Source organism: Undibacterium sp. FW305-107, assembly GCF_058788535.1.
On record NZ_JBYTAV010000017.1, the window covers coordinates 21578 to 46805 of the forward strand.

Genomic DNA, 25228 nt, shown 5'->3' on the forward strand with positions numbered 1-25228 from the left:
TTTTTTGCAGTTTTTATAAGAAGGATAAAGATACCTCCTTATTTTCCGCTAGCGACGTGAACCAACAACTTCCACAGTCACTCGACGGTTTTTTGAGCGCCCTTCGCTTGTTTTATTATCAGCGATAGGTTGCGTTTCGCCCTTACCTTCGGTGTAGACGCGCGTAGTGTCAATACCTTTGCTCACCAGATAGGCTTTTACAGCTTCGGCACGACGGATAGACAATTTTTGATTATATTCATCACTGCCTACCGAATCAGTGTGACCGACGGTAATCATCACTTCGGTATTCATGCCCTGCAGCTTATTCAACAAATCATCCAGTACTTGTTTGCCCAGTGGCTTGACAACTGATTTATCAAAGTCAAACAAAGCCTCTGCACTAAAGGTAATTTTTTCAGATACCGGTTGTGGTCTTGGCGGTGGAGGTGAATTTTGCGCAACCGTAACTGGGATGGGGTCTTGTTGCATCACAGGTATTGGTGGTGCTACATTGACTACTGGTCTGGCATAGGCTGGCTTGCCAAACTTGTAGACGAGGCTGAAAGAATAAAAATCTACATCACCACGATTATGGACAGCATCGTTGACGCGATATCGTTCTGCTTCACCACGTATTGCCAATGCTTGCGTGAATTTATATTCAAGGCCAACACCGACTTTTGGGTTCAGTTTTTTCTCAGTAGGATTGGGATCTGTTATCGCGAACAGGCGATTGCCGCTGAAATGAGCATTAGCCCTGGTGTAATTTGCACCGACTCGTCCGAGCAAAGAGAAACGCTCAGACAATGGCAACTGCCCCACCAGATCCAGATTAAAACCGCGAAAACCAACTTCACCATTGATAGAGCCTGGTGGCGTAGTAGTTGCATTGAACCCAAACTTACCAAGATCAAAGTAGCCTGCTTCTATGGCAAAGTATCTATTCATTTGCTTGCCCATAAAAAGCTTGAAGGCAGTATCACGCTCGTTTGATCCGAATGTCACCGAACTTGCACCATTGTCCATCAGGCTGCGCACCAGTCTGTCTTTGTCAATACTGGTATTTGCACGACCAGCACCCGCACCTATATACCACGCACTGTCTGCCCAATCCTGGTTGGTCCATGGTTCATCAGCTTGTGCCAGTTGACTGACAAGAAGTGCACAAGCGAACAAGTTAAGTGTTACTAATTTTTTTGGCAGCGCCATATTTTTCTCCTGATGAGTTTGCCTGAGTTTATTGAGACGTTTATTGAAAGAGCTCACCATGAACTCTTTCAAAATCCATACGTGTTTAACGAGCGATCACATTATTTTTTAATGTCACTGCACTACCCGACAATACCCGTCCGTTTTGCAGCGTCGCAGTATCACCCATCGTGATGGCTGCAGACTGCCCCATGATGTTCCCCTTGAACACACTGTTTGCACCAAGGGTTGTTGCTGATACAGGCACCCAGAACACGCTGGCTGCCGAAGCACCACCATTCAAAGCAACGATGGAATTCGCAGCCGTGTTTAAAGTAGAGCTACTACGGAACAGGTACAGGCCAGGACCATTCATCGTGAAAGTACCGGTAATAGTGATGGCACCGGCATAGCAATACACACCAGGCGTAAAAGTTTGCCCGCCCAGATCAATGCCGCTGGCGGAATTGACAGTACAGGTGCGACTATTCGCATCAGCAATGGCAACTTGCAGATCAGCCAATGCGGTAGTCAATATCGCACCAGATTTGTAGTTGCTAAAACCTGCTGTCTGTACCGGATCAACCGTCTGCGATGGCGCACCTACGTCGCCACTTACCAGGGTAATGCCACCAGAATTATTGGTAATCGATGCGCCTGCCAATACAGCAAAGCTGGCTGCACCACCAAGATTGATACTTGCCACTGGCGCTGCTGTTACGGTGAAACTGGTACTTGCTGTCTGCACACCTTGCGTTGCCGTGATATTTGTCACACCTGCAGCAATTGCCGTAGCCTGTCCACTGGACGAGATACTGGCTACACTACCAACACTTGAATTCCAGCTTACCGTGCTGCTGATGTTGTTTGTTGTACCGTTTGAATAAGTGCCGGTCGCCGTAAATTGCTGCAATGATCCAGCAGGTACTGAGCCATTGACTGGCGCAAGCGTAATGCCTGTCAGAGTGACGGCCGGCGTGACTGTTACGCTGGCACTACCCAGCTTGCCAGCAAAACTGGCGGTAATGGCAGCCGTACCGCCAGACAAACCATTGGCGACTCCCGTTGCTGATACCGAGGCAACTGCCGCATTGGCTGAAGCCCAGGTGACAGAATTGCTGATGTTAAGGCTGCTGCCATCTGCAAAGCTGCCCGTAGCGACCAGACTCTGTGCGCCATTGACAGCTATGCTAGGCGAGGCTGGCGTCACCGCGATGGAATTTAAAGTTGCAACCGGCAAAACATTGATCGTCACTGAAGCAGATTTAGTGCCGGATATCGCCACAACAGGTGTAGTTCCAGGAGAGACTGCAGTCACCAGCCCACTTCCATTCACCGTTGCAATCGTACTTGCACCAGAACTCCATGTGATGGAGTTTGTAATATTGGCGGTACTGCCATCCGAATAACTACCCGTTGCCACCAGATTCTGTGTTGCACCAACAAGCAAACTGGCTGGTGGTGCAGCAATAGATATTGAAGTCAAGGCCGGGCTGGATACAACTGTGAGTGTGGCTGTCGCCGATTTCGTATTCAGGCTCGCTGTGATGACTGATGTACCTGCCGTCACACCTGTAGCTACGCCAGTCGACAATATGCTTGCAACCGAACTGCTGCCAGAACTCCAGGTAACCAAATTCGTGACATTGACATTGCTGGCATCAGAGTAAGTACCAATCGCTACGAATGCCTGGGTAGAACCTATCGCCAGATTTGCAGTGACGGGGGTGATCACGATAGAGTTCAGGGTAACAGCAGGTACGACAGTCAATGCGGCAGAACCTGTTTTACCACCCAGCGTTGCTGTTATAAGCGAAGGGCCGGTAGCCACAGCAGTAGCAAGACCGTTTGGCAAGACAGTTGCAACCAGAGGTGAGCTTGTCGCCCAGGTCACGCCATTGCTGATGTTTGCTGTTGTTCCGTCAGAATAACCGCCACTGGCGACAAATTGCTGGGTACTGCCAACTGCAACATTAGCATTAGGTGGTATCACGGTAATAGTAAGCAACACGGCAGAACTGACGTTGATGGTCGTTGTCGTGCTCATGCCATTAAACGTCGCCGTAATGACAGAGGGGCCAGTAGCGATTGCAGTCACCAGACCATTGCTGGCTGCGACAGTCGAGACTGTTGCATTGGCAGGTGTGGCAGAACTGAAGCTGGTCGCCGCAGTCACATTCACGCTGCTGCCATCTGAATATTTAGCCGTAGAAGTCAGCTGTTGCGTCGTGCCTATTTGCATAGCCGGATTAGCGGGCGTCAAAGCAATGGAAAGCAAGCTTGCCGGTGTTACAGTCAGCAATGTTGTTGCCGTCCTTGCGCCAGACACTGCAGCAATGACCGACGATCCGATTGCTACACCTGTCGCCAATCCAGTGCTGCTGATCGTGGCCGATGCAGGCGTTGCCGACGTAAAGCTGGAGATCGCTGTAATGTCACTGGTGGTGCCATCAGAGTAAGTTCCCATCGCCGAGAATTGCTGCTTACCACCGATAGCTAAAGAAGGATTTGCCGGAAGCAGGCTGATCGATTGCAGAGATGCAGGCGACACTGTCACAGTAGCAGAAGCAAGTTTGCCACCGAAGCTAGCGGTGATAATCGCAGATCCACTCACCAGACCTTTGGCAACGCCGGTATCACTGACGACACTAGCTATTGCAGGGCTGCCAGAACTCCACACGGAAGCCGTTGTGACATCACGGGAAACACCATCGGCAAAGGTCGCTGTAGCGACAAATTGTTGCATACCGCCGCTTGCTACTGTGGCAGTTGCCGGACTGACGGTAAGAGTTGACAGAGTGGTCGACGGCAACCCCAAAATCGGATCGCGGCCTTGATCACCACCGCCGCAACCTGCAACGAATGATGTGATGAGCATTGCAGAGACGCACGCAAGCGGCCTCAGGTAGCGCTGTAGGATATTCATTTTTGCCTTTTTTTATCAGGTGAAACCGGTGCCGAGTAATTTCGGTATGGCCGCAATACGGTGCTTCTTTCTTATTTCGGAAAGCGACCTGAAGTGAAATTGCTAACCAAGATAGGTTTCATTGGTTACGTTGGTTTCACATGTGGGAGGCAGTCTTTATCCGTCCGACTTTGACAGATTGACCAGGCAATTTCTGCTTGAGTAAGGTATCAAGCATCCCTTATCTCTCTTTTCTCCATGTGCGATCTGTGCGATAGCGCACAAAAATCCAATTGAATTTTTAATTGTTTTTTTAAACAACACATGCGAATGTTTTTACAAAAGGCAAACAGATGACCTGCAGCGATGGACTTGCCTGTGTACACTAATAACAAAACAGAATATTCATACTTATCAACAAAGCCTTCACGTGATGCCAAAAAAGTGAGCTGCGGAAAATCATGCCTGGCAGCTCGTTTGCGAGCATCAAAGCAAGCTGAAAATGTAGGTGCACCCCGGCAAAGCTGAAATAAGCCTGCGGAAGGCTGCGGAAGTAAGGATGAATATGGGCGAAAAAATACCCGCTTTTAGCGGGTATCTTAATGAAATCTAAAATGATGCCAGTTTTTACCTCTGGCTATACTTGTTCCTGAGCATGAATTTCATACATGGGGTTTGATTGTCTCCAGCCATTTTTTCATGCGGTCTGCATCGGCCAGACGTGAATACTTACCCTTGGAATCGAGGAAAACCATGACGATATTACGACCTTCGATAATGGCTTGCATAACCAGGCAGCGGCCAGCTTCGGCAATATAACCAGTCTTTTGCAGGCCAATTTCCCATGCAGGGTTAATCACCAATTTGTTGGAAGTACCGTATTCGAGATTTTTGCCGCCCGGTGCGACGACATATTTTGAATCAGTGGAATACTGTCTGATGACAGGATGCTGATAGGCAGCATTCACCAGTTTGACCAAATCCCGTGCGCTGGCGCGGTTCTGGCTGGAGAGACCGCTGGAATCAACATAATGCGTGTCCGACATACCCAACTGTTTGGCTTTGGTATTCATGGCTGCGACAAATGCAGGCAAACCACCTGGATAATTGCGCCCCAGTGCTGAAGCTGCGCGATTTTCTGAACTCATCAAAGCGATATGCAACATGTCAGAACGCGAGAGTTTGGCACCGATCTTCAACCGGGAACTGGTATTTTTTTCCTTGTCGATGTCATCATTCGTCACTTCTATCTGCTCATCCATGTCCTGGTGAGCCTCCACCACAACCAGGCTGGTCATGAGTTTGGTAATCGAAGCGATAGGCAGGGAAACGTCGGAATTTTTCTCAAACAAGACCTTGGAACTGTCCTGATCAACCACATAGGCCACATTCGATTTCAGATCCAAAGGATCTTGGGTATTTTTCAAGCCTGCACTATCGCCCATACTTGGCCTGTCCGGCACTTCACGCACCAGTGCAACACGTTCAGTAATCACTCTGCGCTTGCCATGTACAAGAACGGTACGCTTGACCACTGTGCCCGATGCGGTATGAATAACAATTTTTTTGTGAGAAGCCGCATGCGTCTTGCCGTGAGTCGCATGTTTTTTGGAAGAATTTTTGTGTGAGTTTGTGGCAGCCAGCACGCTAGCCATTGGCAAGAGCGCGATTAATGAGAAAACCACTGCACATCGGGCAAATTTCACCATTAATGACTCCAGATCAGATATGCCAAAAAGATAGTGCAGTGTAGCAAAATTCGGAAATTCCGCAAGGAAAATAAGGAGTTAGCGAAGCTTATTCATTAGTTGTATTAGACTAAGTTGCAAAAACATTCTGACTTTTAAACAAATTTCACAATTCAGTTTCCATAAAATATTCAATTATCTTTTCTAATCGATAAAACGAGCAAAATCTGATGGACTGGCTCTTTCAGTCACCAGAGTATTTTCAATCTTGCTATGATCCGCATAACCTAATGACATACCGCAGACCAGCATTTCATCTTCAGGCAATCGTAATTGCTGGAAGATAATTTTGTGATACTGGGTAAATGCTGCCTGTGGGCATGTATCAAGGCCACGACCACGTGCGGCGACCATGATACTTTGTAAAAACATGCCGTAGTCCAGCCAGGAGCCTTGCTCCATCACCCGGTCTATCGTGAAGATGAAACCAACAGGCGCATTAAAAAACGCGTAATTGCGGCCATGCTGTGCATGCATACCCATTTTGTTCTCGCGCCCCAGGCCTAGCAACGCATATAAGTCCCACCCCACTTTGCGGCGGCGCTCCAGATAAGGCGTCACCCATTTGACGGGGTAATAGTTATATTCTTGCTCATGTCCGCCCTGCCCCTCGCTGTTATGCGCCGCCAGGATGGCATTTGACAATGCTTGCAGTTTTTCTCCTGTCAGTACATATACCTTCCATGGCTGGGTATTGCTGCCAGAAGGGGAACGTGCAGCCACTTCCAGTATTTGCTCAATATCTTCACGAGCCACCGGCGTCGGTAAAAACGCACGAATGGAGCGACGCGACGTGATGGCTTCATCCACCACTTGCTGTGTTATTGAAGTGATCATAGGGGTTATGCCTCTATAGTTTGCAAAAGCTGGCGCATGGCAGCAGGGATGGCCGTTGGACGCCGATTTTCCCTGTCCACATACACATGAACGAAATGCCCCTGGGCAGCCGCACTGTCTTCGCCACTCTTGAAAATACCTACTTCATAACGCACGCTGGAATTACCCAACTTGCTGACCGCAACCCCAGCCTCAATAACGTCAGGAAAAGCCACCGACGCCAGATAATTGCACTGGGTTTCTATGACCAGGCCAATGACAGGGCTGTTCTCTATGTCCAGCACCCCATTGGTGATCAGAAACTGATTCACGACCGTATCGAACCAGCTGTAATAAACAACATTATTAACATGCCCATACGCATCATTGTCCATCCAGCGTGTGGTAATCGCATGGAAATGCTTAAAGTCTTTTCTGGTTTTTGCTTGTATCGCCATCGTCTGCCCACCCTACTATGATTAGAAAATGAATTGCCCGAGCGCAAGTCTCAGCACGAAAGTCTAACATAGGCAACACACTTCATTTTCTGGTCATAATTGCCATACATAATTGCCTCAGGAAAAATGTTTTCAATGTTTTCATTTTCCTGTTTGTATATTTATTAAAAAGTATTTCCAAATGAATAATTATTATATTGCGACGCACAAATTTATCTTGACTTCATTTTGTGAATCAATAGAATGTAACTTATTGCATCGCACAATTTCATGGTTTATTAATTAAGTCCGCGCTGCAACATTCCACTTAGCAATCGCCAGGTTTCTTGTATTCCACTTTCCTACTTAGGAGACGTCCATGTTTACTGCACCAGAACAAATTTCCGCAGCAACTAAAGCCAATTTCGATGCACAACTTGCTCTGTTCACTACATTGACAGGCAAAGCATTTGAAGGCGTAGAGAAATTCATCGAACTGAATTTGAATGCCGTCAAATCCTCTTTGGAAGAAAGCTCTGCCGCAACCAAGCAATTACTGGCAGCCAAAGACCCACAAGAATTTTTCAATCTGTCCGCAGCCCAGGCACAACCTACTGCTGAAAAAGTACTGGCTTACAGCCGTCACCTGGCAAATATCACTTCCAGCACACAGGCAGAATTTACACATGCTGCTGAAGCACAAATCGCAGAAACCAATCGCAAAGTTTTGTCTTTGATCGATGAAGTATCCAAAAATGCTCCCGCAGGTTCCGAGCAATTTGTTTCTTTCTTCAAAACATCGATAGACAATGCGAACGCCAGTTACGATCACATCAGCAAAACAACCAAGCAAGCTGTTGAAGCGCTCGAAGCTAATCTGAACAATGCGGTCTCGACTGCAACTAAAGCCGCCGCACCAAAAGCTGCAAAGAAATAAGCAAGTATTTTCATCCTTGCCATGCGCTTTTACAGCGCATAAAAACAAAACCCCGCACATATTGCGGGGTTTTTTATTTCATCCGAACTTAAGGTAATGACTGCATTTGTGCAGGAGAATTCTCCCAAGGCAAAGAACGGGTCAGCAAGACATTCAAGAGATTGTCTTGAAAATTGATGTTATTTGTCAGTTGCACATGGTTTTCACACAAGAAAAACCAGTAAGCAATCGGAATAAAACTATCCTCGCTTTGTTCAGCCGACGGATCCAGGGTTTCCCTTGCCAGCAAAGATGGCTTGGTAACCCGGCCATCTCCCGGCTCCAGCATCAGCTCTTCGTACCGCACACCAGCAACTGGTCTGCGTATATGGGCAGGATCCAGTCTGGTCAATAATTGCTCACCCTCTTTTTCCAGCATCAGGCGTGCTGGTGTCAAACTGCAATCGCCACCAAACAAGACATAGCGTATCGGTGTTTCGGGTTCTGGCGTAGACAAAGCCCACATGAAGCGACGGGCACGCTCCAACCGGTAAGCAAAGAAACGCTCCAGATCTTTCTGAGGCATGCCTGACATGGCGGTGTCCTGCCCCTGTATGCGTGCTTGTATTTCAGGATTAAAAAGACTCCAGCGATAACGTTGCCAGGTTGCCATATCGAACAGATTATCGCCGAGGACATTGCCATCCGCATCGATGAGCCAGGTCACCAGAGGATGAGGAAATAACTGGTAACCGCTGGGCATCGTGGCCAGCACTTCAGGCAGGATACGTCCCAGGCCTATCGGCTCTCCACTCAGGAAGGCATGCAAGGAAGAAGCGGAACCAAGATTAGGCGTCCCCAGCAACACCAGCTTGCGTACCCGTGTCGTACCGTATAGCGTTACTTGCTCATGTTCACCGCTGAGTACGTCAGCAATGCCATAGCGCAGATAATAGCGCGCAACCAGTCCCCCCATGCTGTGGGCTACCAGATCAACCCGCAATTGGGGATTGGCGTAATCGCGTCGGACCTGATTGATCAAAGCTTCCAACGCTACTGCATGACCACTGTTATCTTGCCTGAAGTCATAGGGAAACAGGTAATAGCGGCGTTCCCCCTTGCGAACAGGTGTACCTGGCACTCCTTTTACATAACCACCAAATTTTTCCAGGGTACTGATAATGGGGCCATAAATATCCTGACCGAGCACCTTGTCAGCGACATCAAAAGCTTCCAGATCATCAGGCAGTACCTGTAGAGTTAGCGGGTCAAATTTCAAGGCCAGTTGACGATAGTCACCAAACAACACGTCCGTCGCAGATCCGGGCCAGACTTCTTTGCCTGTTCGGCGATTGCGCAACTTTGAGCCAAACAACCCCGGGATGAGAATGACAGGCGTGTTATCGGCAGCCCGGTCACTCAATCTGTAGAGGCGTGATAAATCAGGTCTGGGAGCAGATGCGCAGGACAATAATAAACCACACAATAACAGGCAGTTAAAAATGGGGAAGCATGGGGAGAACCATAAACTAAACAAGCGCTTGAGCTGATTTGACATCTGCTTACTCCTCGCTGGAATCATGCACGCTGTGATGTGACTTTCACTTGCCTTTCCGATTGTAAATGACATCTGCCGCTGCGAGATCGACGAATGACGCTGAGTGAGAAAAAATAGACAAAAAAATACCTGCAATTACTTGCAGGTATTTGAAATGCCCTGGCACGGCAATGCCATGCAGCGGGCTTACCTTACTTCGTAAATCGCTTAGCTCGTACTAGCCTTCACCCAGGTAAGCTGCCTGGACCTTAGGATCATTCAGCATATCCTTGGCGTTGCCACTCATGGTAATGGCGCCAGAATCCATGACGTAACCACGGTGGGCTGCCTGCAAGGCCAGTTTGGCGTTTTGCTCAACCAGCAGGATGGTGATACCCTGGGCCGACACATTACGCACGACTTCAAAAATCTTCTCCACCATGATAGGTGACAAACCCATGGATGGCTCATCCAGCAACAGCAGGTTGGGGTGGCTCATCAGTGCGCGTGCCATGGCCAGCATCTGTTGCTCACCACCGGACAAGGTACCTGCCAATTGGGCAGCACGTTCTTTCAGTCGTGGGAAAACCGTAAACCATTTTTCCACATCGGCATTGATACCCGCTTTATCGTTACGGATATACGCACCCATCATCAGGTTTTCCAGAATCGTCATGCGAGTAAACACACCACGGCCTTCTGGCACCATGGCCAGATGGTTTTTCACCATCTCGAAGGAATTGACGTTACGGATGGAAGCACCAAGATAAATGATCTCGCCTTCCACTTTGCAAGCGGGCAGCGTGCCGGTGATGGCTTTCAGTGTCGTGGTCTTGCCCGCACCATTGGCGCCAATCAGGGTAATCAATTCGCCCTTGTTGACTTCCAGGTCTATCCCTTTAACGGCCTTGATGCCGCCGTAAGCAACTTTCAGATTGCTTATCTTTAATACGTTCTCAGCCATTAGTGACCACCTCCCAAATACGCTTCAATAACTGCCGGATTTTTCTGTATGTCTGCTGGCAAACCTTCTGCAATTGGCTTACCGTAATCCAGAACAGTCATCCTGTCACATAATCCCATCATCAATTTGACGTCATGCTCGATCAGCAAAATCGTCTTGCCTTCTGCCTTGATCTTGACCAGCAACTCACGCAGGGCGAGTTTTTCAGTCGCATTCATACCGGCGGCTGGTTCATCCAGCGCCAGCAGTTTTGGATCAGTTGCCAGTGCACGGGCAATTTCCAGGCGGCGTTGATCACCATAAGACAGGAACTTTGACGTGCGGCTGGCAAACTGGCCTATGCCGACGAAATCCAGCAATTCTTGTGCACGCTTACGAATATCCAGTTCCTCTTTGCGCGCAGCAGGATGGCGGAATACCGCACCAAACACGCCCTGATGAGTACGGATGTGGCGGCCTACCATGACGTTTTCCAGAGCAGTCATTTCACCAAACAGGCGGATGTTCTGGAAAGTCCTGGCGATACCAGCCTTGGCCACTTCATGCGGTGCTGATGGCGAGTATGGTTTGCCATCAAGTTCAAAAGTGCCAGTATCAGGCTGGTACAAACCAGTAATGACATTGAAAAAAGTTGTTTTACCTGCGCCGTTCGGGCCTATCAGGCCATAAATCTGGCCTTTCTTGATATTAATGCCGACATTCGACAGCGCCTGCAAGCCGCCAAAACGCTTATTGGCACCTTCGATTTTTAAGATAGTCTGTTCAGTCATCTTGATCTTCCTTAAGCTGCCGCTTCGTTAGTCTTTGCCATACGATCTTCATGCTTCGGTGCAGGCCACAAGCCGGCAGGACGATTAAGCATGATGGCAACCATGGCGAAGCCGTACAACAATTGACGCAATACTTCGGCTTCGATCCAGACTTTACCGAAAATCAGGTTTTGTACTGGTTCAACCACGTGACGCAATACCTCTGGCAAAGCCGCCAGCAATACCGCACCGAGAATAACCCCTGGAATATGACCAATACCGCCCAAGACCACCATTGCCAGAATCACGATGGATTCCATCAGGGAGAAAGACTCTGGTGACACGAAGCCCTGGAAGCTGGCAAACATCGCACCGGAAACACCACCAAAAGAAGCGCCCATGGAGAAGGCCAGCAATTTGACGTTACGGGTATTGATACCCATGGCCTTTGCCGCAATCTCATCTTCACGTATCGCCACCCAGGCACGGCCCAGACGGGAATCTTGCAAACGCAGCGAGACGATAACAATCGCGATACACAGGAACAGGAACAGGAAGTAATACGCATTTACTGAAGGCATGCTCATGCCCAGGAAACGTACTGTCGCATTCGAGCCTTCTTCACCACCCAGCGATACACCAAAGATACGGATAGGATCGATCATGTTGATCCCTTGTGGGCCGTTCGTGAAATTGATCGGTGCATTCATGTTGTTCATGAAAATACGGATAATTTCACCAAAACCCAGGGTCACGATCGCCAGATAATCACCACGCAGTTTCAAGGTTGGCGCACCAAGCAAGGCACCAAACATGCCTGCAATCGCCGCCGCAAATGGCACGATGATCCAGACTGACAAGTGAATACCGTTTTTGGTAATTTCCGGCCCGCACACAGCAACCAGGAACTCACCCACTACCGGGTAATTATTGACGAAAGACTCAAGAATGGTCGCGAACTGCTGCGAGCCAAAAATCGCAGCCAGATAAGCACCAACGGCATAGAAAGCGATATAACCCAGATCCAGCAGACCGGCAAAACCGACCACGATATTTAGACCTAGCGCCAGCATGATATACAACAGCGCGAAGTCAATAATCCTGACCCAGGAATTACCAAAATTGGCGGCCACGAATGGGAACAAGACCATGACCACGCCCAGCACAGCAAAGCTGGCGTAAGCCTTGGTTGGATTAGCTTTTACATCAAATATGGTTGACATTGATTTTCTCCTTACGCACGGTCAGCAACACGCTCACCCATGATGCCGGATGGACGCAAGGTCAGTACGATGATCAAAACGACGAAAGCAAAAATATCCTGATAGTGACTACCTAACACACCACCAGTCAGGTCACCGATATAACCGGCACCCAGACTTTCAATCAGACCCAGCACGATACCACCTACCATCGCGCCATAAATATTCCCGATACCACCCAGTACCGCTGCCGAGAAGGCTTTCAGGCCAGGTACAAAGCCCATGGCAAACTGTGCGGATGAATAGTTCGCTGCCCACATCACACCAGCAATCGCAGCCAGTGCAGCACCGATGGCGAAGGTAGCAACAATCACCTTGTTGGAATCGACCCCCATCAAACCGGCGACGCGTGGGTTTTCAGCAGTAGCACGCATGGCACGACCCATTTTGGTTTTTTCAACCAGCAAGACCAGGCCTACCATCGCCAGCGTTGCCAGTACCAGCAAGACGATCTGGGTTTGCGAGATCACAGCGCCACCGATTTGTACGGGGATGAAGGACATCACGGATGGGAAAGAGATAGGGCTGCGGCCCCAGATCATCATGGCGAAAGTTTGCACCAGGATGGACACACCGATCGCCGTGATCAGGGGAGCCAGGCGTGGTGCATTCCGTAATCGTCGGTAGGCGACGCGTTCTATCAATAGATTGACTGCGATACAGACCGGAATGGCACCCAGAATCGCGATGATAAGTTTGATGATGCCAGGCAGGTCAGGCGCAACCACTTGCAATACTTTGATGATACTCAGGCCTGCCATCGCACCAACCATCAGTACGTCGCCATGCGCAAAGTTAATCAGATTGAGTACACCATAGACCATGGTGTAACCGAGTGCGACCAGGGCATACATGCTGCCCAGCACCAGACCGTTAATAATTTGTTGGATAAAGGTATCCATATTTTGCTTCTCACTTTAAGAACGAAACGAATTTCTGAAAAAACCAGGAGATGAACTGCTTGCCATCTTGCCACTTGAAAGAATCAAGTAACAACGAACAGGTTTCAGCAAAAATCATTCCTGATAAGGAAAGCGGCACCCTGTCTGGGTGCCGCCGGAATTCGAACGCGCGTTAGCCAAACAGGCGCGTCATCAAAGTAGAAGCAGTAATGGCGTAATTGATACACATAGTAGAACTCTCCTCAGCAACTTTTGGTAAAAGTTTTTGTAATATATTTTGACTTAAAGGTTATCCCAGTAAAGTCGGCGGGATTATACATAGTTTGTCTCTTCTTCCAGTGGTAAAAAAGCCACCGCAAGCTACGTACTTTCCACAAGTGCCGAATACCAGCATACACGTTTTGCCAAATCCGGCAAATACCGAACTTGATTGTGCCGCAATCTTAAACACGTATTTGCAAAATAAAATATCGAAAACAACAGCCAAAACAAATTTTTTATCAAATTCACTTACTTAAGAGAGTTACAAGCATCATATCTTTGCTGCAGATAATCCTTTAGGCATGGGGAAAGTCACTGCCTCTTCAACACCGTCGAGCGCACGCACACTGCGTGCGCCCAGCTGACGCAAACTGGCTATTACTTCCTGCACCAGTACTTCTGGCGCAGAAGCACCGGCTGTCACACCGATACGCAAACTGTTTTCCAGCCATTCAGGTTTGATCTGGCTGGCATTGTCGACCATATAGGCAGTCACACCTTTTTTCTCAGCGACTTCACGCAAACGGTTTGAGTTGGAACTGTTCGGGCTACCAACCACCAATACCAGGTCCACTTGCGGTGCCATGAATTTCACGGCTTCCTGACGATTGGTAGTGGCGTAGCAAATATCGCCCTTTTTTGGTTCGCTGATCAAAGGAAAGCGCTTTTTCAAAGCATCTATAATTTCTGCCGTGTCGTCAACAGACAAAGTCGTTTGCGACACAAAGGCCAGCATTTCCTCATTCCTTACTTGCAATTTCGCGACATCTTCCACGGTTTCAACCAGATACATGCCTGCTTCGGATTGTCCCATCGTCCCCTCAACTTCAGGGTGACCATGGTGACCTATCATGATGATCTCACGTCCTTCCTTGCGCATCTTGGCCACTTCTATATGTACCTTGGTCACCAATGGGCAGGTCGCATCAAAAATGGTCAACCCTCTGGACTCTGCTTCCTGGCGCACGCTTTGTGAAACACCATGCGCAGAAAATATCAGGGTATTACCGGCTGGGACATCATCCAGTTCTTCGATGAAGATAGCACCTTTCTGCTTGAGGTCATTGACGACATAAGCGTTATGCACAATTTCATGCCTGACATAAATCGGCGCACCGAATTGCAGCAAGGCACGCTCGACAATTTCGATGGCACGGTCAACACCGGCACAAAATCCGCGCGGCTGAGCTAGTAAAATTTCTTTGTCCATAAACTTTGATTAAAGAATCCCGATAATTTTTGTTTCAAACAGCACGGTTTGCCCAGCGAGGGGATGATTAAAATCAAATAATGCCCCCTCGTCATCCAGTGCACGCAGGATACCGGCAAACTTGCCACCGGCAGGTGCCGCAAATTCAACCAGGTCACCAATCACATATTGCTCGCCAAAAGCGGAGTTTTCTTTTAGTGTAGCCAGCGACACTCTTTGTATCAAATCAGGATTGCGCGGGCCAAAGGCTTTTTCTGGTGCCAGTTCCTGGGTGGTATGAGAACCTTCTTCCAGCCCAAGCAAAGATGCCTCCAGTTCAGGAGCCAGTTGTCCTGTACCTAATTGCAGGGTTGCAGGGCGTTCGTTGAAGGTGCTGAGTATATCTTCACCATCCAGCGTCGCGAGGCGATAATGCAGGGTCAGGTAGGCGTCGGGGGTCACGGTAGGGATAGCATTTGCAGACATGGTATGAAGCTAAAGGTAATAGGCTGAGAATTTGATATTGTAAGCCAGCTTTAACTTATTAAGAGGTAAGGACCGCATTCTATGGAGAAAACTTAGATGGCAATCAATGAATGGCCAGAAGACCAGCGCCCGCGGGAGCGGTTGATCAAGCATGGAGCCAGTGCTTTATCGGACGCAGAATTACTGGCTGTATTTCTCCGGGTTGGCGTCAAGGGCAAAAGCGCAGTTGACCTGGGGCGTGACATGATCAAGCACTTTGGCTCACTTTCTGGCCTGTTTGCTGCCAGCATGAAGGATTTTTCTTCCATACATGGGCTGGGCGCAGCCAAGTATGCGCAATTGCAAGCCGTGCTGGAACTGGCCAAACGGGCAATTTCTGAGCAATTGGAGGAGAATGCTTCGCTCTCCTCCCCTCAGGCAGTGAAGAACTACCTGCAACTGATGATAGGTAATAAACCGCATGAGTCTTTTGCCATCCTCTATCTGGATGTCAAAAACCGCCTGATCAAGGCAGAGGAGTTGTTTCGCGGCACATTGAACCACGCGAGCGTTTATCCGCGTGAGGTGGTCAAATCAGCCTTGCATCAGAATGCTGCCGCCATCATCCTGGCCCACAACCACCCTTCTGGTTCGTGCGAACCCAGTCAGGCAGATATCAGCCTCACGCAAACCCTTAAGCAGGCTCTGGCTTTGGTAGATGTGTGCGTACTGGACCATTTCATCGTTGCAAATCCGAATGTATATTCCTTCGCAGAGCATGGTTTGATTTGAGTGTTTTTTCATTTCCCCTCGGATATTTTGCAACACAGGGCACATTGACGGCACGGGTATCTGATATGCCAGAACAAGCAGTTTACGTATGCATTTACCAGTGGAGAAAACCTTAAAATCGAATTGTTAAATCAATTTTTTAAATAAGACACACTTGTTTTCTGCAAGTCGTTGATATTTCATGAGATTTTGTTTATACTTGCGTTTTTCCAATTTCGGAATCGTCTAAGGAGTTAAACATGGCACGTGTCTGCCAAGTGACTGGGAAGGGGCCAATGGTTGGCAACAATGTATCCCACGCTAACAACAAAACAAAACGCCGCTTTTTGCCTAATCTGCAAAATCGTCGCTTTTTCGTAGAATCAGAAAACCGTTGGGTTTCTCTGCGTTTGTCCAATGCTGGTCTGCGCGTCATTGACAAAATCGGCATCGATGCCGTTTTGACTGACATGCGTGCTCGCGGCGAAAAAGTTTAAGCTAAACTATTGTTAGGAAAATATCATGGCTAAATCTGGTCGCGACAAAATCAAGCTGGAATCGACTGCTGGTACAGGTCACTTCTATACAACCTCCAAAAACAAGCGCACTATGCCTGAAAAAATGGAGATCATGAAGTTCGATCCTAAAGCACGTAAGCACGTCATCTACAAAGAAACCAAGATCAAGTAATTCTGGTAAGTTTTGTAGAAATAAAAAACCCTGCACTGCAGGGTTTTTTTATGCGTCTACTTTTTGTGCACAAGCACTGCCAGTAAATTAGACGCCTTATTTTCTCTCCCCATCCTTTCCCCAACTTCAATCTTCGACGCGTGCTTGAACGCAGCTTGTTCTGAACGTTCAACTGTCAGGCGTTCAAACTAAAACTACTTGCCATAGAGCCTGTGGAATGGGTTCGATTAATCAATACAGTACTTCTTCATACAGCCAAACATCGCACAGCCTGGAGATGAAGGAGATGGCATAAAAATGTCGCGCAAAAACAAAAACGGCGCATCAGCGCCGTTTTTGAAGAAGCAGACAAGCTTTAAGCGTAAGTGCGCAATCTCAGGGAGAATTCACGCAGAGTCTGGATACCAGATGCTTCTGCACGCACACACCAGTCCTGCAATTGCTGTACCAGTTGTTCACGGCTGACAGTAGAACGTTCCCAGATCAAGCCCAGTTCCACGCGCATGTCATGCATGGTCTTCAGGGCACGGCTATGTGCCAGTACCTCAGACAATTGCTGCTGCTGAGGCGCTTCGAGCTTGGTAGGTTCACGTTGCAACAATTTCTTGGTCGATTTAAGCATGTGCGCTTCGAACATGGCTTTCTCGCGCAAGCTTGCTACTTCTTCACTCCAGGCACGACGCAAGGACTTGGTATATTTCGCCATGACGTCATAACGATTGGTGATCACGGCTTGCAGAGTTTCCAGATCAACGACGGTCTTGATTTCCTTGAACTTGGGTTCGGGGGCGACTTTCTTGACCTTGGCCAGACCAACAATTTCCATGCTGCGAATATATAACCAGCCGATATCAAACTCATACCATTTGGACGACAGTTTTGCTGAAGTGCCGAAAGTATGGTGGTTGTTATGCAGCTCTTCTCCACCAATCAGGATACCGAAAGGTACGATGTTACGCGAAGCATCGGTGCAATCGTAATTGCGATAGCCCCAGTAGTGACCAATACCATTGATGATGCCTGCAGCAGTTACAGGTATCCACAACATTTGCACAGCCCATACCGTAATGCCAGCAACACCAAACAAGATGAAGTCGATAATCAGCATCAGAGCCACGCCCTGCCAGCTAAAACGGGTATAGATGTTACGCTCCATCCAGTCGTCAGGAGTGCCATGACCATACTTTTCCATGGTTTCCGTGTTTTTGCATTCTGCGCGATACAGCTCTGCGCCTTCGAGCAAGACTTTTTTGATACCACGTGTCACTGGGCTATGCGGATCTTCTTCCGTCTCGCATTTGGCATGGTGTTTGCGGTGAATCGCTGCCCATTCCTTGGTGACCTGGCCAGTCGTCAGCCACAACCAGAAACGGAAGAAATGGCTGGGGATAGCATGCAATTCCAATGCACGATGCGCTTGGCAGCGGTGCAGGAATATCGTCACGCTGGCAATCGTGATATGCGTCACGACCATGGTGAAAATAAATACCTGCCAACCCGTTGCACGAGTCAGTCCATTGGACAGAAAATCAACTACTGTATCGATAAAAGTGCTCAAAATGACATGTACTCCATTGTTATTGACGGCATCTTGGTTGATTTCGCAAAAACGCCATCAACTTTTTTCATTATAGACATCGGACGGCATTGTACGCGGTTTTAGAGGAATCCCCCCAATTTTAGAACTAATATTATTGCCTGGCTTCAAGTTTCTTTGACTGGACTGTTAATTAAAGTCACAACCCTCTGACCATAGGGTAAATTCACCTTATGCTCTTGCAAAACCTGCCACAAAGCCAGGTTAACCGCAGACATGACACTGGAGCGCCCATTTTCAGGGTCGGCAATCCAGAAGCCTACCCGCAGCTCAAAACCATCCGCACCAAACTTCAGCAAATATGCTGAAGGTGCGGGGTCCTTACAAACCCGCTCCACGGTAGCAGCAGCCTCTCCAAGTATGGGCATTATCTTGTCGAGATCAGTTTCATAGCTCACCGTCATATCGGTCCACATTGCTACAGTTCTGTCACTCAGGGAGTAATTTTGCACAGGTGTGGACACCAGCATTTCATTCGGTATCACTGCCTCGCCACCATCCTGCCCTTGCAACACGGTGTAGCGGGTGTTGATTTGGGTTACCCGTCCGCTGAATTTATCGACCGTGATCATATCGCCTATGGACATACTACGGTCCAGCAAGATGATGAAACCGGAGACATAACTGCTGGTAATTTTTTGCAAACCAAAACCCAGACCTACGCCCAAGGCACCACCAAAGACTGAAAGCACGGTCAGGTCTATGCCAACCAGAGTCAGGCTGATGAGTATGGCCAACAGGATAAATACTGCCCTGCCCACACGTGACAAAACGACTTTCAAAGAAGTGTGCGCGTTCGGCAGCTTCATCAAACGTGTTTCCAGCGCGGCACTGGCCCACATCGCAACGACGAGGGTAACCACGACTGAGGCTATCGCTTGCAGGATAGTCAGCAACGATACCTTGTTTTTACCTATAGGCAGGGAAACTTCGTCAAGGCCGGTAAACAACTCCTGCCCAAGGCCGGTGAAATGCAATACCACACCCAGCCAGACCAAGCCGGCAAACAATTTCTCAAATGCAGCAAGGAAGTTACCTATGGAACCGTCGCGGGCAAAGGTTTGCCGCACGACATAAAAGGCAAAGCGTATCAATGCCAATGAACCGATGATAGGGAATAATAAAGACAGCAAATGCGTATGCTGCCATTTGCCTAAAATCATTTTAGCAATCAGGATAAAAATCATCGCCAGGGCTGGCGAGAGTACACGGGTAAAACTTTCCACCCCCAGCTTCACTACGCCAGAATCAGTGTCTTTTGCAGTAAAGCTGCGCCTGAGTGCACGTGACAATAACCAGGCCAGGCTGAAACACAAGGCGACCGCCCCTACTTGCCAATAAAAATCAGGCTGGCCTAAATCTTTCGATAAGTCAGACAATAAACTGGCGAGTAAGGGTGTACTCATAATGTGCAGGAACGATGAATTGGATGATGGGATTACTTACAGTGACACCTGAATCAATCTTCTTCTGCTTCTGGAGCGACCTCTTCTGGCGCAACTTTGGCTGGTGCCTTTTTACGTTCCAGTATCGCGGCAAAGAAACCATCGGTCTGATGCAGATGCGGGTAGAGCTTCAGGTAATCACCCATTTCCAGATTCACTTTTTGCTCAGCCAATACCTGAGAGGCTGGCACCAGTGCATAGTCAGCATGTTCAGCCAGGAAAGCCTGGACGATGCCTTCGTTTTCTTCATCCAAAATACTGCAGGTTGCGTACACCAGACGGCCACCTGGCTTCACCATGCGCGCAGCGCTGGCCAGGATGGAAGCCTGCTTGACATTCAACTCTGCCACACCCTCTGGCGTCTGACGCCATTTGACGTCAGGATTGCGGCGCAAAGTACCCAGTCCACTGCAAGGTGCATCGACCAATACGCGATCCAGCTTGCCCGCCAGGCGTTTGATCTTGGCATCTTTTTCATGCGCGATGACGACAGGATGCACATTTGACAAACCACTGCGCGCCATGCGTGGCTTCAGTTTGGCCAGGCGCTTTTCAGAAATATCAAAGGCATACAGACGGCCTGTGTTACGCATCAATGCACCCAGTGCCAAAGTTTTGCCACCGGCACCAGCGCAAAAATCAGCAACCATTTCACCGCGTTTGGCACCGACCAGTTGAGCCAGCAATTGACTACCTTCATCCTGTACTTCTATCGTGCCGTCTTTAAACAAAGGCAGATTCTGGATGGATGGTTTTTTGCGTACGCGCAAACCCGTGCTTGAATAGGGAGTAGGCTCAGCGATGATAGGTGCCTGTGCCAGTGTGGTGATGACGGTGTCGCGATCACCCTTGATCGTGTTGACGCGCAAATCCAGCGGTGCCGGGGTGTTCAGCGACATGGCCAGCGCCAGTGCCTCTTCTTCACCAAAGCGCTCCACCAGTTTTGTCCACAGCCATTCTGGCAAATTGGCTTTCATCATCAAAGGCAGGTGCGTGCGATCAATTTCCATCACACGTTGCAGCCACGCTGTTTCATCTTCCGTCAAGCCACCAAGAGCATCGACACCAACTGCATCAGCCAGACCCAGCAGGCTCAGGCGGCGCATAGGTGAGCCTATACCAGACTCAGAAAAATTGGTGTACACCGCTTTATTACGCAGCAAGCCATAAACAGCCTCCGCAACTACACCGCGTTCGCGTGAACCCAGGCGTGGGTGATCACGAAAATAACGCGACAAAGTGCCATCTGCCGGGCCGGTAAAACGCAAAATCTCACGTAATACTTCTTCGGTATTGACGAGTATGGCTGGAGGTAATCTCATGCTGCTTCCTTCTAATATGCTGACGTGGTCCGGATGAACCAAATTACTATGTAGTACTAACTATATTGGTGGCTAATGTTTAACCAATGCCCATGCAAAATCGCGCTGGCAGCGCCGCTGATGCTCACTAATTAATTTATTAATTACTGATATGAACACGATTGCCGTCTATGCGCAATTTGCCTTCGACAAATTGCAATACGGCGCGCGGGTAAATCTGGTGCTCTTGTTCAAGTACCTTGTGCGACAGAGTGTCTTCGGTGTCGTCGTAAAGCACTGGCACAACCGCCTGCGCGACGATGGGACCATGATCGAGTTCAGCAGTAACAAAATGCACGGTCACGCCATGCACTTTAACGCCCGCATCAATTGCCTGCTGATGCGTTGCCAAACCGACAAAACTGGGTAACAGGGATGGATGGATATTTAACATCCTGCCGGCATAATGTTCGACAAAGCCTGTAGTCAGTATGCGCATGAAACCGGCCAAAACGACCAGATCAGGGGCAAATTCATCTATTTTTTCCCGCAAAGCAGCATCAAATGCATCACGCGTTGCAAATTGCTTACTAACGACTACCGCTGTCGGTATGCCACGGCTGGCTGCATATTCCAAACCACCCGCATCAGCACGGTTGCTGATAACGGCAGCGATTTGCGCTGGCCATTGCTGTTTTGCGGCAGCTTCGACGATGGCTTGCATATTGCTGCCACGACCAGAAATGAGGATAACAATCTTTTTCATGGCGGCATTGTAACGCTGACAGGGGGTTAGCCCCAAACAAAAAATGCCAGCAATTACTTACTGGCACCTATTATACAGGGTATAAAAATACTATTCGAAGGAGTAGAACACACGAAACGCGACTTTTCTGTCGGCCCAAAAATCGGCGGCGTCCCGAAAAACGTCCAACAGTGTCTCGCGCGCTTCCTTGTCAAATTTTTGCGTATTTGGCAATTGTTCAAGCACGATCAAAAAACCGGGTTGCGGTCCGGCCTTGTAAATCATATCAGTCAGGCAATCTGACAATGCATCCAGATTACGACACATGGGCTTGGGAAAACCGAAAGACAAGGCAATCTTACCCAGCACTTGCTGCTTGGTGGCTGCTTCGAGGCAATAGGCATACAAGAAATGCTGTCCCAGCTTGGCTGCTTCAGCTTGTAAATCGGGCACACGGAAAGCACGTATGGATTGCACCACATTCGGCGCTACCGTTGCCAATAATTCCATTTCCCCCTCGGTTGCTGAGATCATATTTACTCTTTAATTCTGCGAAAACTCTCGTAGTGGTCTTCAGTGTAATAGTATTCGCCCGACGTTTGCGGGTCTGCTCCGGCAATGATGCGACGCACGCCACGATTACGGACACGCGGCGTTTTCACCGTATACTCATGATAGTAACCACGCTTTTGCTTGGGTAGCCTGGATTCATAATTGCCGAACACGACGCCATCCTTGTCATAAGGAAATGGACCACCTTGCTTGATGAGCTTCAGTGTTGCCTGTGCTTCTTTAGGTAATTCAGCAATAGCAACCTGGCCAAGACTATTGGTGTCTTTGGCGAAGCTGGTTGCTGCCAGCAAAGCAAGCGTCAGAAATACCAGCCATTTTTTAAAAAATGTTGGATTTATCATTATTTTGTCTATCCGCACATGCTTAAACAGGGCATAGAGTAACGGTTTGTCGATGATGAATCAATCATTGTTGCAGATGTTACAATATATTAATTCATCTGCCTGTCACATTTTCGACAAAAATACTTTATGGCAATAATGTCCAGCTATCACACCAATCTCGCTGGCACCCGTGACGTTGTATCAACACCAAAGAAGTGCAAGACATCATCCATCCGGGCACGGGTATCCCGTCGCCCAAGGGCAATTAGCTCTTTGGTATAAGTCGATTCAAACAAGAGATAAGACGCCAGAGCCGAACCACGTGCTTCGGTAGCACCTATACCACCCAGCATGGTGCGCACAGGCAGGGGCAGGCTATTGGTGTGGCGGCTGGCAATTTCATCCAGTCTTTCTGAAGGCGCAATGACCAGGAGATCAACTGGTCGCAAGGGGGTTTTCTCCAGCAATTCTGGCGGCAACATCGACAAGGTCTTGTTGATGCGCATCAGTCTTTCTATATCCACAGCCAGACTATCAAGAAAAATGCTGGACAAGGCATGACCGGCAATTTGTGCAAGACTGGGATAACGGGCAGTTTCAGTGCTGACACTGGGCGGCTCAGTCAAACGGCCCGCGCCGACGATCAAGACCTTTTGCGCCCCCAGATGGATGGCGGGTGATATCGGTGCCAGCTGACGCATGGAACCATCACCACAATATTCCATACGCCCGCCCCAGTTCAGTGGCACGGCAGGAAAAATAAAAGGGATCGCGGCAGATGCCAGCAAATGCTGGACGCCGATAAAATCACGCTGCGCCAGACGTTGACTTCTGACCCAGGGTTCAATATCGGCCAGAGTCTGGTAAAAAGTCAGATGCTGACCGGCTGTATAAGAAGATGCCGTTACCGCCAAAGCATGCAGGCTGCCATTGTTAAATGCGGCATCCAGACTACTCAGGTCCAGCATACGGGTCAACAGTGCTTCCAGCGGAGAATTATCGAGCAAAGAATTTGGTGGTGCCTTGCGCCATTTGTTGAGCAACCAGCCAAACGACCACAATGTCAACCAGCGCGCCCCGCTACGCATAACACCCAGCGAATCCGCCCGGTACACTTGCGCCGCTTCAAAATTTTCCCAGATATGCAGCATGCGCCCCACTGCATCAGCAAAATTATCAGCCCCGCAGGCCAGCGAGGTCGCATTGATCGCCCCCGCAGAAGTACCACAGATAATGCCAAAAGGATTGCTTGCAGGATGCCAGCCAGACTCCACCAGTATCGCCGAAATTTCATGAAGCACCCCAACCTGATAGGCCGCACGCGCCCCACCACCGGTCAAGATCAATCCTGTTCCCGCATTATTACTCGTTTGTGTAGGCATAAAAAAAGGGCAAATCCAGATTTGCCCTAGTGTAGTAGCCCCCTAGCAATTTGTCATGCTGCACGGCACAGTGAAAGAACTCCACTCTACAAATACAACAATCATGCCTAAACAGCACCGAAGTGCAGTTATTTTTTCTGCCCGCATACTGAGGCGCGTAAGTGCTGAGAAAGCGTAGCGAGCGACGCTAGTTTTGGTTGAGAAGCGCAATCGTACTTTAGTACGATGAGCATCGCCGACCAAAAATCGCGCCGCGCAGTAGCTTTATCAGCACTTACTATTTGGGTTGCATGCGAATGGCTCCGTCTAATCGGATGGTCTCACCATTCAACATCACATTCTCAATAATCGTCTTGGCCAGATTAGCATATTCATCCGGCTTGCCGAGGCGCGGAGGAAACGGCACCATCTTGCCCAAAGCATCCTGCACTTCTTGCGGCATGCCCAGCAGCATGGGTGTTTCAAAAATACCTGGTGCGATCGTCATGACACGGATGCCGCTGCGTGACAGATCACGTGCCATAGGCAGGGTCAGGCCAACTACCGCTGCCTTGGAAGATGCATAGGCTGCCTGGCCAATCTGACCATCATAAGCAGCGACGGATGCTGTATTAATGATGACACCGCGTTCACCATGCTCCACACCTTCGGTCTTGCCCATGGCGTCTGCTGCCAGACGGCACATGTTAAAAGTACCGATGAGATTGATGTTAACCACGCGCTGAAAAACGTCCAGTGGATGCGGGCCATCTTTACCAACCGTCTTGATCGCTGGTGCAACACCGGCGCAATTGACCAGCCCACGCAGCGTACCCAGAGTAGCAGCGGCTTCAACGACAGCTTTGCCATCGGCTTCAGAAGTCACATCGCATTTGACAAACTTGCCACCCAGCTCAGTCGCCAGTGCTTCACCAGCTTCTACCTGCACATCGGCCAGCACGACCTTGCCGCCGTTGGCAACGATCATTCTTGCCGTCGCTGCACCCAGGCCGGAAGCACCACCAGTAATAATAAATACATGATTTTGAATTTGCATATTTGTCTCTCCAAGCTATTGTCAATAAGCACATTAATCAAATT

At 49.0% G+C, this 25228-nt stretch carries 24 protein-coding genes; 4 read left to right on the forward strand and 20 right to left on the reverse strand.

All coding sequences use genetic code 11. The annotated features are described in order from the left end of the window. Positions 1–48: 48 nt before the first annotated feature. From AC3WQT_RS26940 to AC3WQT_RS26960, 5 genes are all read right to left on the reverse strand, one after another. Complete coding sequence (locus AC3WQT_RS26940; protein WP_492708813.1) at positions 49–1191, reverse strand: OmpA family protein; 1143 nt, start codon at positions 1189–1191, stop codon at positions 49–51. Between the two features lie 85 nt (positions 1192–1276). Further along, positions 1277–4048 (reverse strand): beta strand repeat-containing protein, encoded by a 2772-nt coding sequence (locus AC3WQT_RS26945; protein WP_492708815.1) that lies wholly within the window; start codon positions 4046–4048, stop codon positions 1277–1279. Positions 4049–4737: 689 nt separating this feature from the next. Further along, a complete protein-coding gene (gene pbpG / locus AC3WQT_RS26950; RefSeq protein WP_492708817.1) occupies positions 4738–5784 on the reverse strand; it encodes a D-alanyl-D-alanine endopeptidase in 1047 nt (348 codons plus the stop codon). Between the two features lie 183 nt (positions 5785–5967). Further along, positions 5968–6660 (reverse strand): nitroreductase, encoded by a 693-nt coding sequence (locus tag AC3WQT_RS26955; RefSeq protein WP_492708819.1) that lies wholly within the window; start codon positions 6658–6660, stop codon positions 5968–5970. A gap of 5 nt (positions 6661–6665) precedes the next feature. Next, complete coding sequence (locus tag AC3WQT_RS26960) at positions 6666–7097, reverse strand: acyl-CoA thioesterase (RefSeq protein WP_492708821.1); 432 nt, start codon at positions 7095–7097, stop codon at positions 6666–6668. 358 nt (positions 7098–7455) lie between these two features. Between AC3WQT_RS26960 and AC3WQT_RS26965 the strand changes: the two genes are divergently transcribed. After that, positions 7456–8013: a phasin family protein gene (locus tag AC3WQT_RS26965; protein WP_492708823.1), complete on the forward strand. Its 558-nt coding sequence runs from the start codon at positions 7456–7458 to the stop codon at positions 8011–8013. 88 nt (positions 8014–8101) lie between these two features. Here the strand turns inward: AC3WQT_RS26965 and AC3WQT_RS26970 are convergent, their stop codons facing one another. The 7 genes from AC3WQT_RS26970 to AC3WQT_RS27000 all read right to left on the reverse strand — a co-directional run bounded on the left by AC3WQT_RS26970 (position 8102) and on the right by AC3WQT_RS27000 (position 15342). Further along, complete coding sequence (locus AC3WQT_RS26970) at positions 8102–9550, reverse strand: alpha/beta hydrolase (RefSeq protein ID WP_492708825.1); 1449 nt, start codon at positions 9548–9550, stop codon at positions 8102–8104. A gap of 217 nt (positions 9551–9767) precedes the next feature. Further along, the gene (locus tag AC3WQT_RS26975) at positions 9768–10493 is read right to left on the reverse strand and encodes an ABC transporter ATP-binding protein (protein ID WP_492708827.1); all 726 of its coding nucleotides are present in this window, start codon (positions 10491–10493) and stop codon (positions 9768–9770) included. Further along, on the reverse strand, positions 10493–11263 hold the full coding sequence (locus tag AC3WQT_RS26980) for an ABC transporter ATP-binding protein (protein WP_423011988.1): 771 nt from the start codon (positions 11261–11263) through the stop codon (positions 10493–10495). Before AC3WQT_RS26980 ends, AC3WQT_RS26975 begins: the two co-directional genes overlap by 1 nt. An 11-nt stretch (positions 11264–11274) precedes the next feature. Continuing rightward, positions 11275–12465 carry an ABC transporter permease subunit gene (locus AC3WQT_RS26985; RefSeq protein WP_492708829.1) on the reverse strand — a complete coding sequence of 397 codons (1191 nt, stop codon included), beginning with the start codon at positions 12463–12465 and terminating at the stop codon, positions 11275–11277. Positions 12466–12476: 11 nt separating this feature from the next. Then, positions 12477–13406, reverse strand: coding sequence for a branched-chain amino acid ABC transporter permease (locus AC3WQT_RS26990; protein ID WP_492708831.1), 930 nt, complete (start codon positions 13404–13406; stop codon positions 12477–12479). A 532-nt stretch (positions 13407–13938) separates the two neighbouring features. Further along, positions 13939–14877: a 4-hydroxy-3-methylbut-2-enyl diphosphate reductase gene (ispH, locus tag AC3WQT_RS26995; RefSeq protein WP_492708833.1), complete on the reverse strand. Its 939-nt coding sequence runs from the start codon at positions 14875–14877 to the stop codon at positions 13939–13941. A 9-nt stretch (positions 14878–14886) separates the two neighbouring features. Next, the gene (locus AC3WQT_RS27000) at positions 14887–15342 is read right to left on the reverse strand and encodes an FKBP-type peptidyl-prolyl cis-trans isomerase (protein ID WP_492708835.1); all 456 of its coding nucleotides are present in this window, start codon (positions 15340–15342) and stop codon (positions 14887–14889) included. A gap of 96 nt (positions 15343–15438) precedes the next feature. Between AC3WQT_RS27000 and radC the strand changes: the two genes are divergently transcribed. The 3 genes from radC (at position 15439) to rpmG (ending at position 16782) form a co-directional block, all read left to right on the forward strand. Beyond that, positions 15439–16113 carry a RadC family protein gene (radC, locus tag AC3WQT_RS27005; RefSeq protein ID WP_492708837.1) on the forward strand — a complete coding sequence of 225 codons (675 nt, stop codon included), beginning with the start codon at positions 15439–15441 and terminating at the stop codon, positions 16111–16113. Positions 16114–16352: 239 nt separating this feature from the next. Beyond that, positions 16353–16589 (forward strand): 50S ribosomal protein L28, encoded by a 237-nt coding sequence (gene rpmB / locus AC3WQT_RS27010; protein WP_110257749.1) that lies wholly within the window; start codon positions 16353–16355, stop codon positions 16587–16589. A 25-nt stretch (positions 16590–16614) separates the two neighbouring features. After that, the gene (gene rpmG / locus AC3WQT_RS27015) at positions 16615–16782 is read left to right on the forward strand and encodes a 50S ribosomal protein L33 (protein ID WP_110257750.1); all 168 of its coding nucleotides are present in this window, start codon (positions 16615–16617) and stop codon (positions 16780–16782) included. A gap of 355 nt (positions 16783–17137) precedes the next feature. Here rpmG and AC3WQT_RS27020 read toward each other — a convergent pair whose 3' ends face one another. The 8 genes from AC3WQT_RS27020 to AC3WQT_RS27055 all read right to left on the reverse strand — a co-directional run bounded on the left by AC3WQT_RS27020 (position 17138) and on the right by AC3WQT_RS27055 (position 25184). Beyond that, positions 17138–18340, reverse strand: a complete 1203-nt coding sequence (locus AC3WQT_RS27020; protein ID WP_492708840.1) for a DesA family fatty acid desaturase — start codon at positions 18338–18340, stop codon at positions 17138–17140. Positions 18341–18486: 146 nt separating this feature from the next. After that, positions 18487–19785 (reverse strand): mechanosensitive ion channel family protein, encoded by a 1299-nt coding sequence (locus AC3WQT_RS27025; RefSeq protein WP_492708842.1) that lies wholly within the window; start codon positions 19783–19785, stop codon positions 18487–18489. A gap of 53 nt (positions 19786–19838) precedes the next feature. After that, entirely contained in the window at positions 19839–21146 is a 1308-nt protein-coding gene (locus tag AC3WQT_RS27030; protein ID WP_492708843.1) for an RsmB/NOP family class I SAM-dependent RNA methyltransferase, read from the reverse strand. A 139-nt stretch (positions 21147–21285) separates the two neighbouring features. Continuing rightward, positions 21286–21891, reverse strand: coding sequence for a phosphoribosylglycinamide formyltransferase (gene purN / locus AC3WQT_RS27035; RefSeq protein WP_492708845.1), 606 nt, complete (start codon positions 21889–21891; stop codon positions 21286–21288). A gap of 90 nt (positions 21892–21981) precedes the next feature. Next, positions 21982–22380 carry a barstar family protein gene (locus AC3WQT_RS27040; RefSeq protein WP_422978767.1) on the reverse strand — a complete coding sequence of 133 codons (399 nt, stop codon included), beginning with the start codon at positions 22378–22380 and terminating at the stop codon, positions 21982–21984. Between the two features lie 26 nt (positions 22381–22406). Continuing rightward, entirely contained in the window at positions 22407–22784 is a 378-nt protein-coding gene (locus tag AC3WQT_RS27045) for a guanyl-specific ribonuclease (RefSeq protein WP_492708847.1), read from the reverse strand. 149 nt (positions 22785–22933) lie between these two features. Continuing rightward, positions 22934–24148, reverse strand: a complete 1215-nt coding sequence (locus AC3WQT_RS27050; RefSeq protein WP_492708848.1) for a patatin-like phospholipase family protein — start codon at positions 24146–24148, stop codon at positions 22934–22936. 277 nt (positions 24149–24425) lie between these two features. After that, a complete protein-coding gene (locus tag AC3WQT_RS27055) occupies positions 24426–25184 on the reverse strand; it encodes a 3-hydroxyacyl-CoA dehydrogenase (RefSeq protein WP_492708850.1) in 759 nt (252 codons plus the stop codon). Positions 25185–25228: the final 44 nt, after the last annotated feature.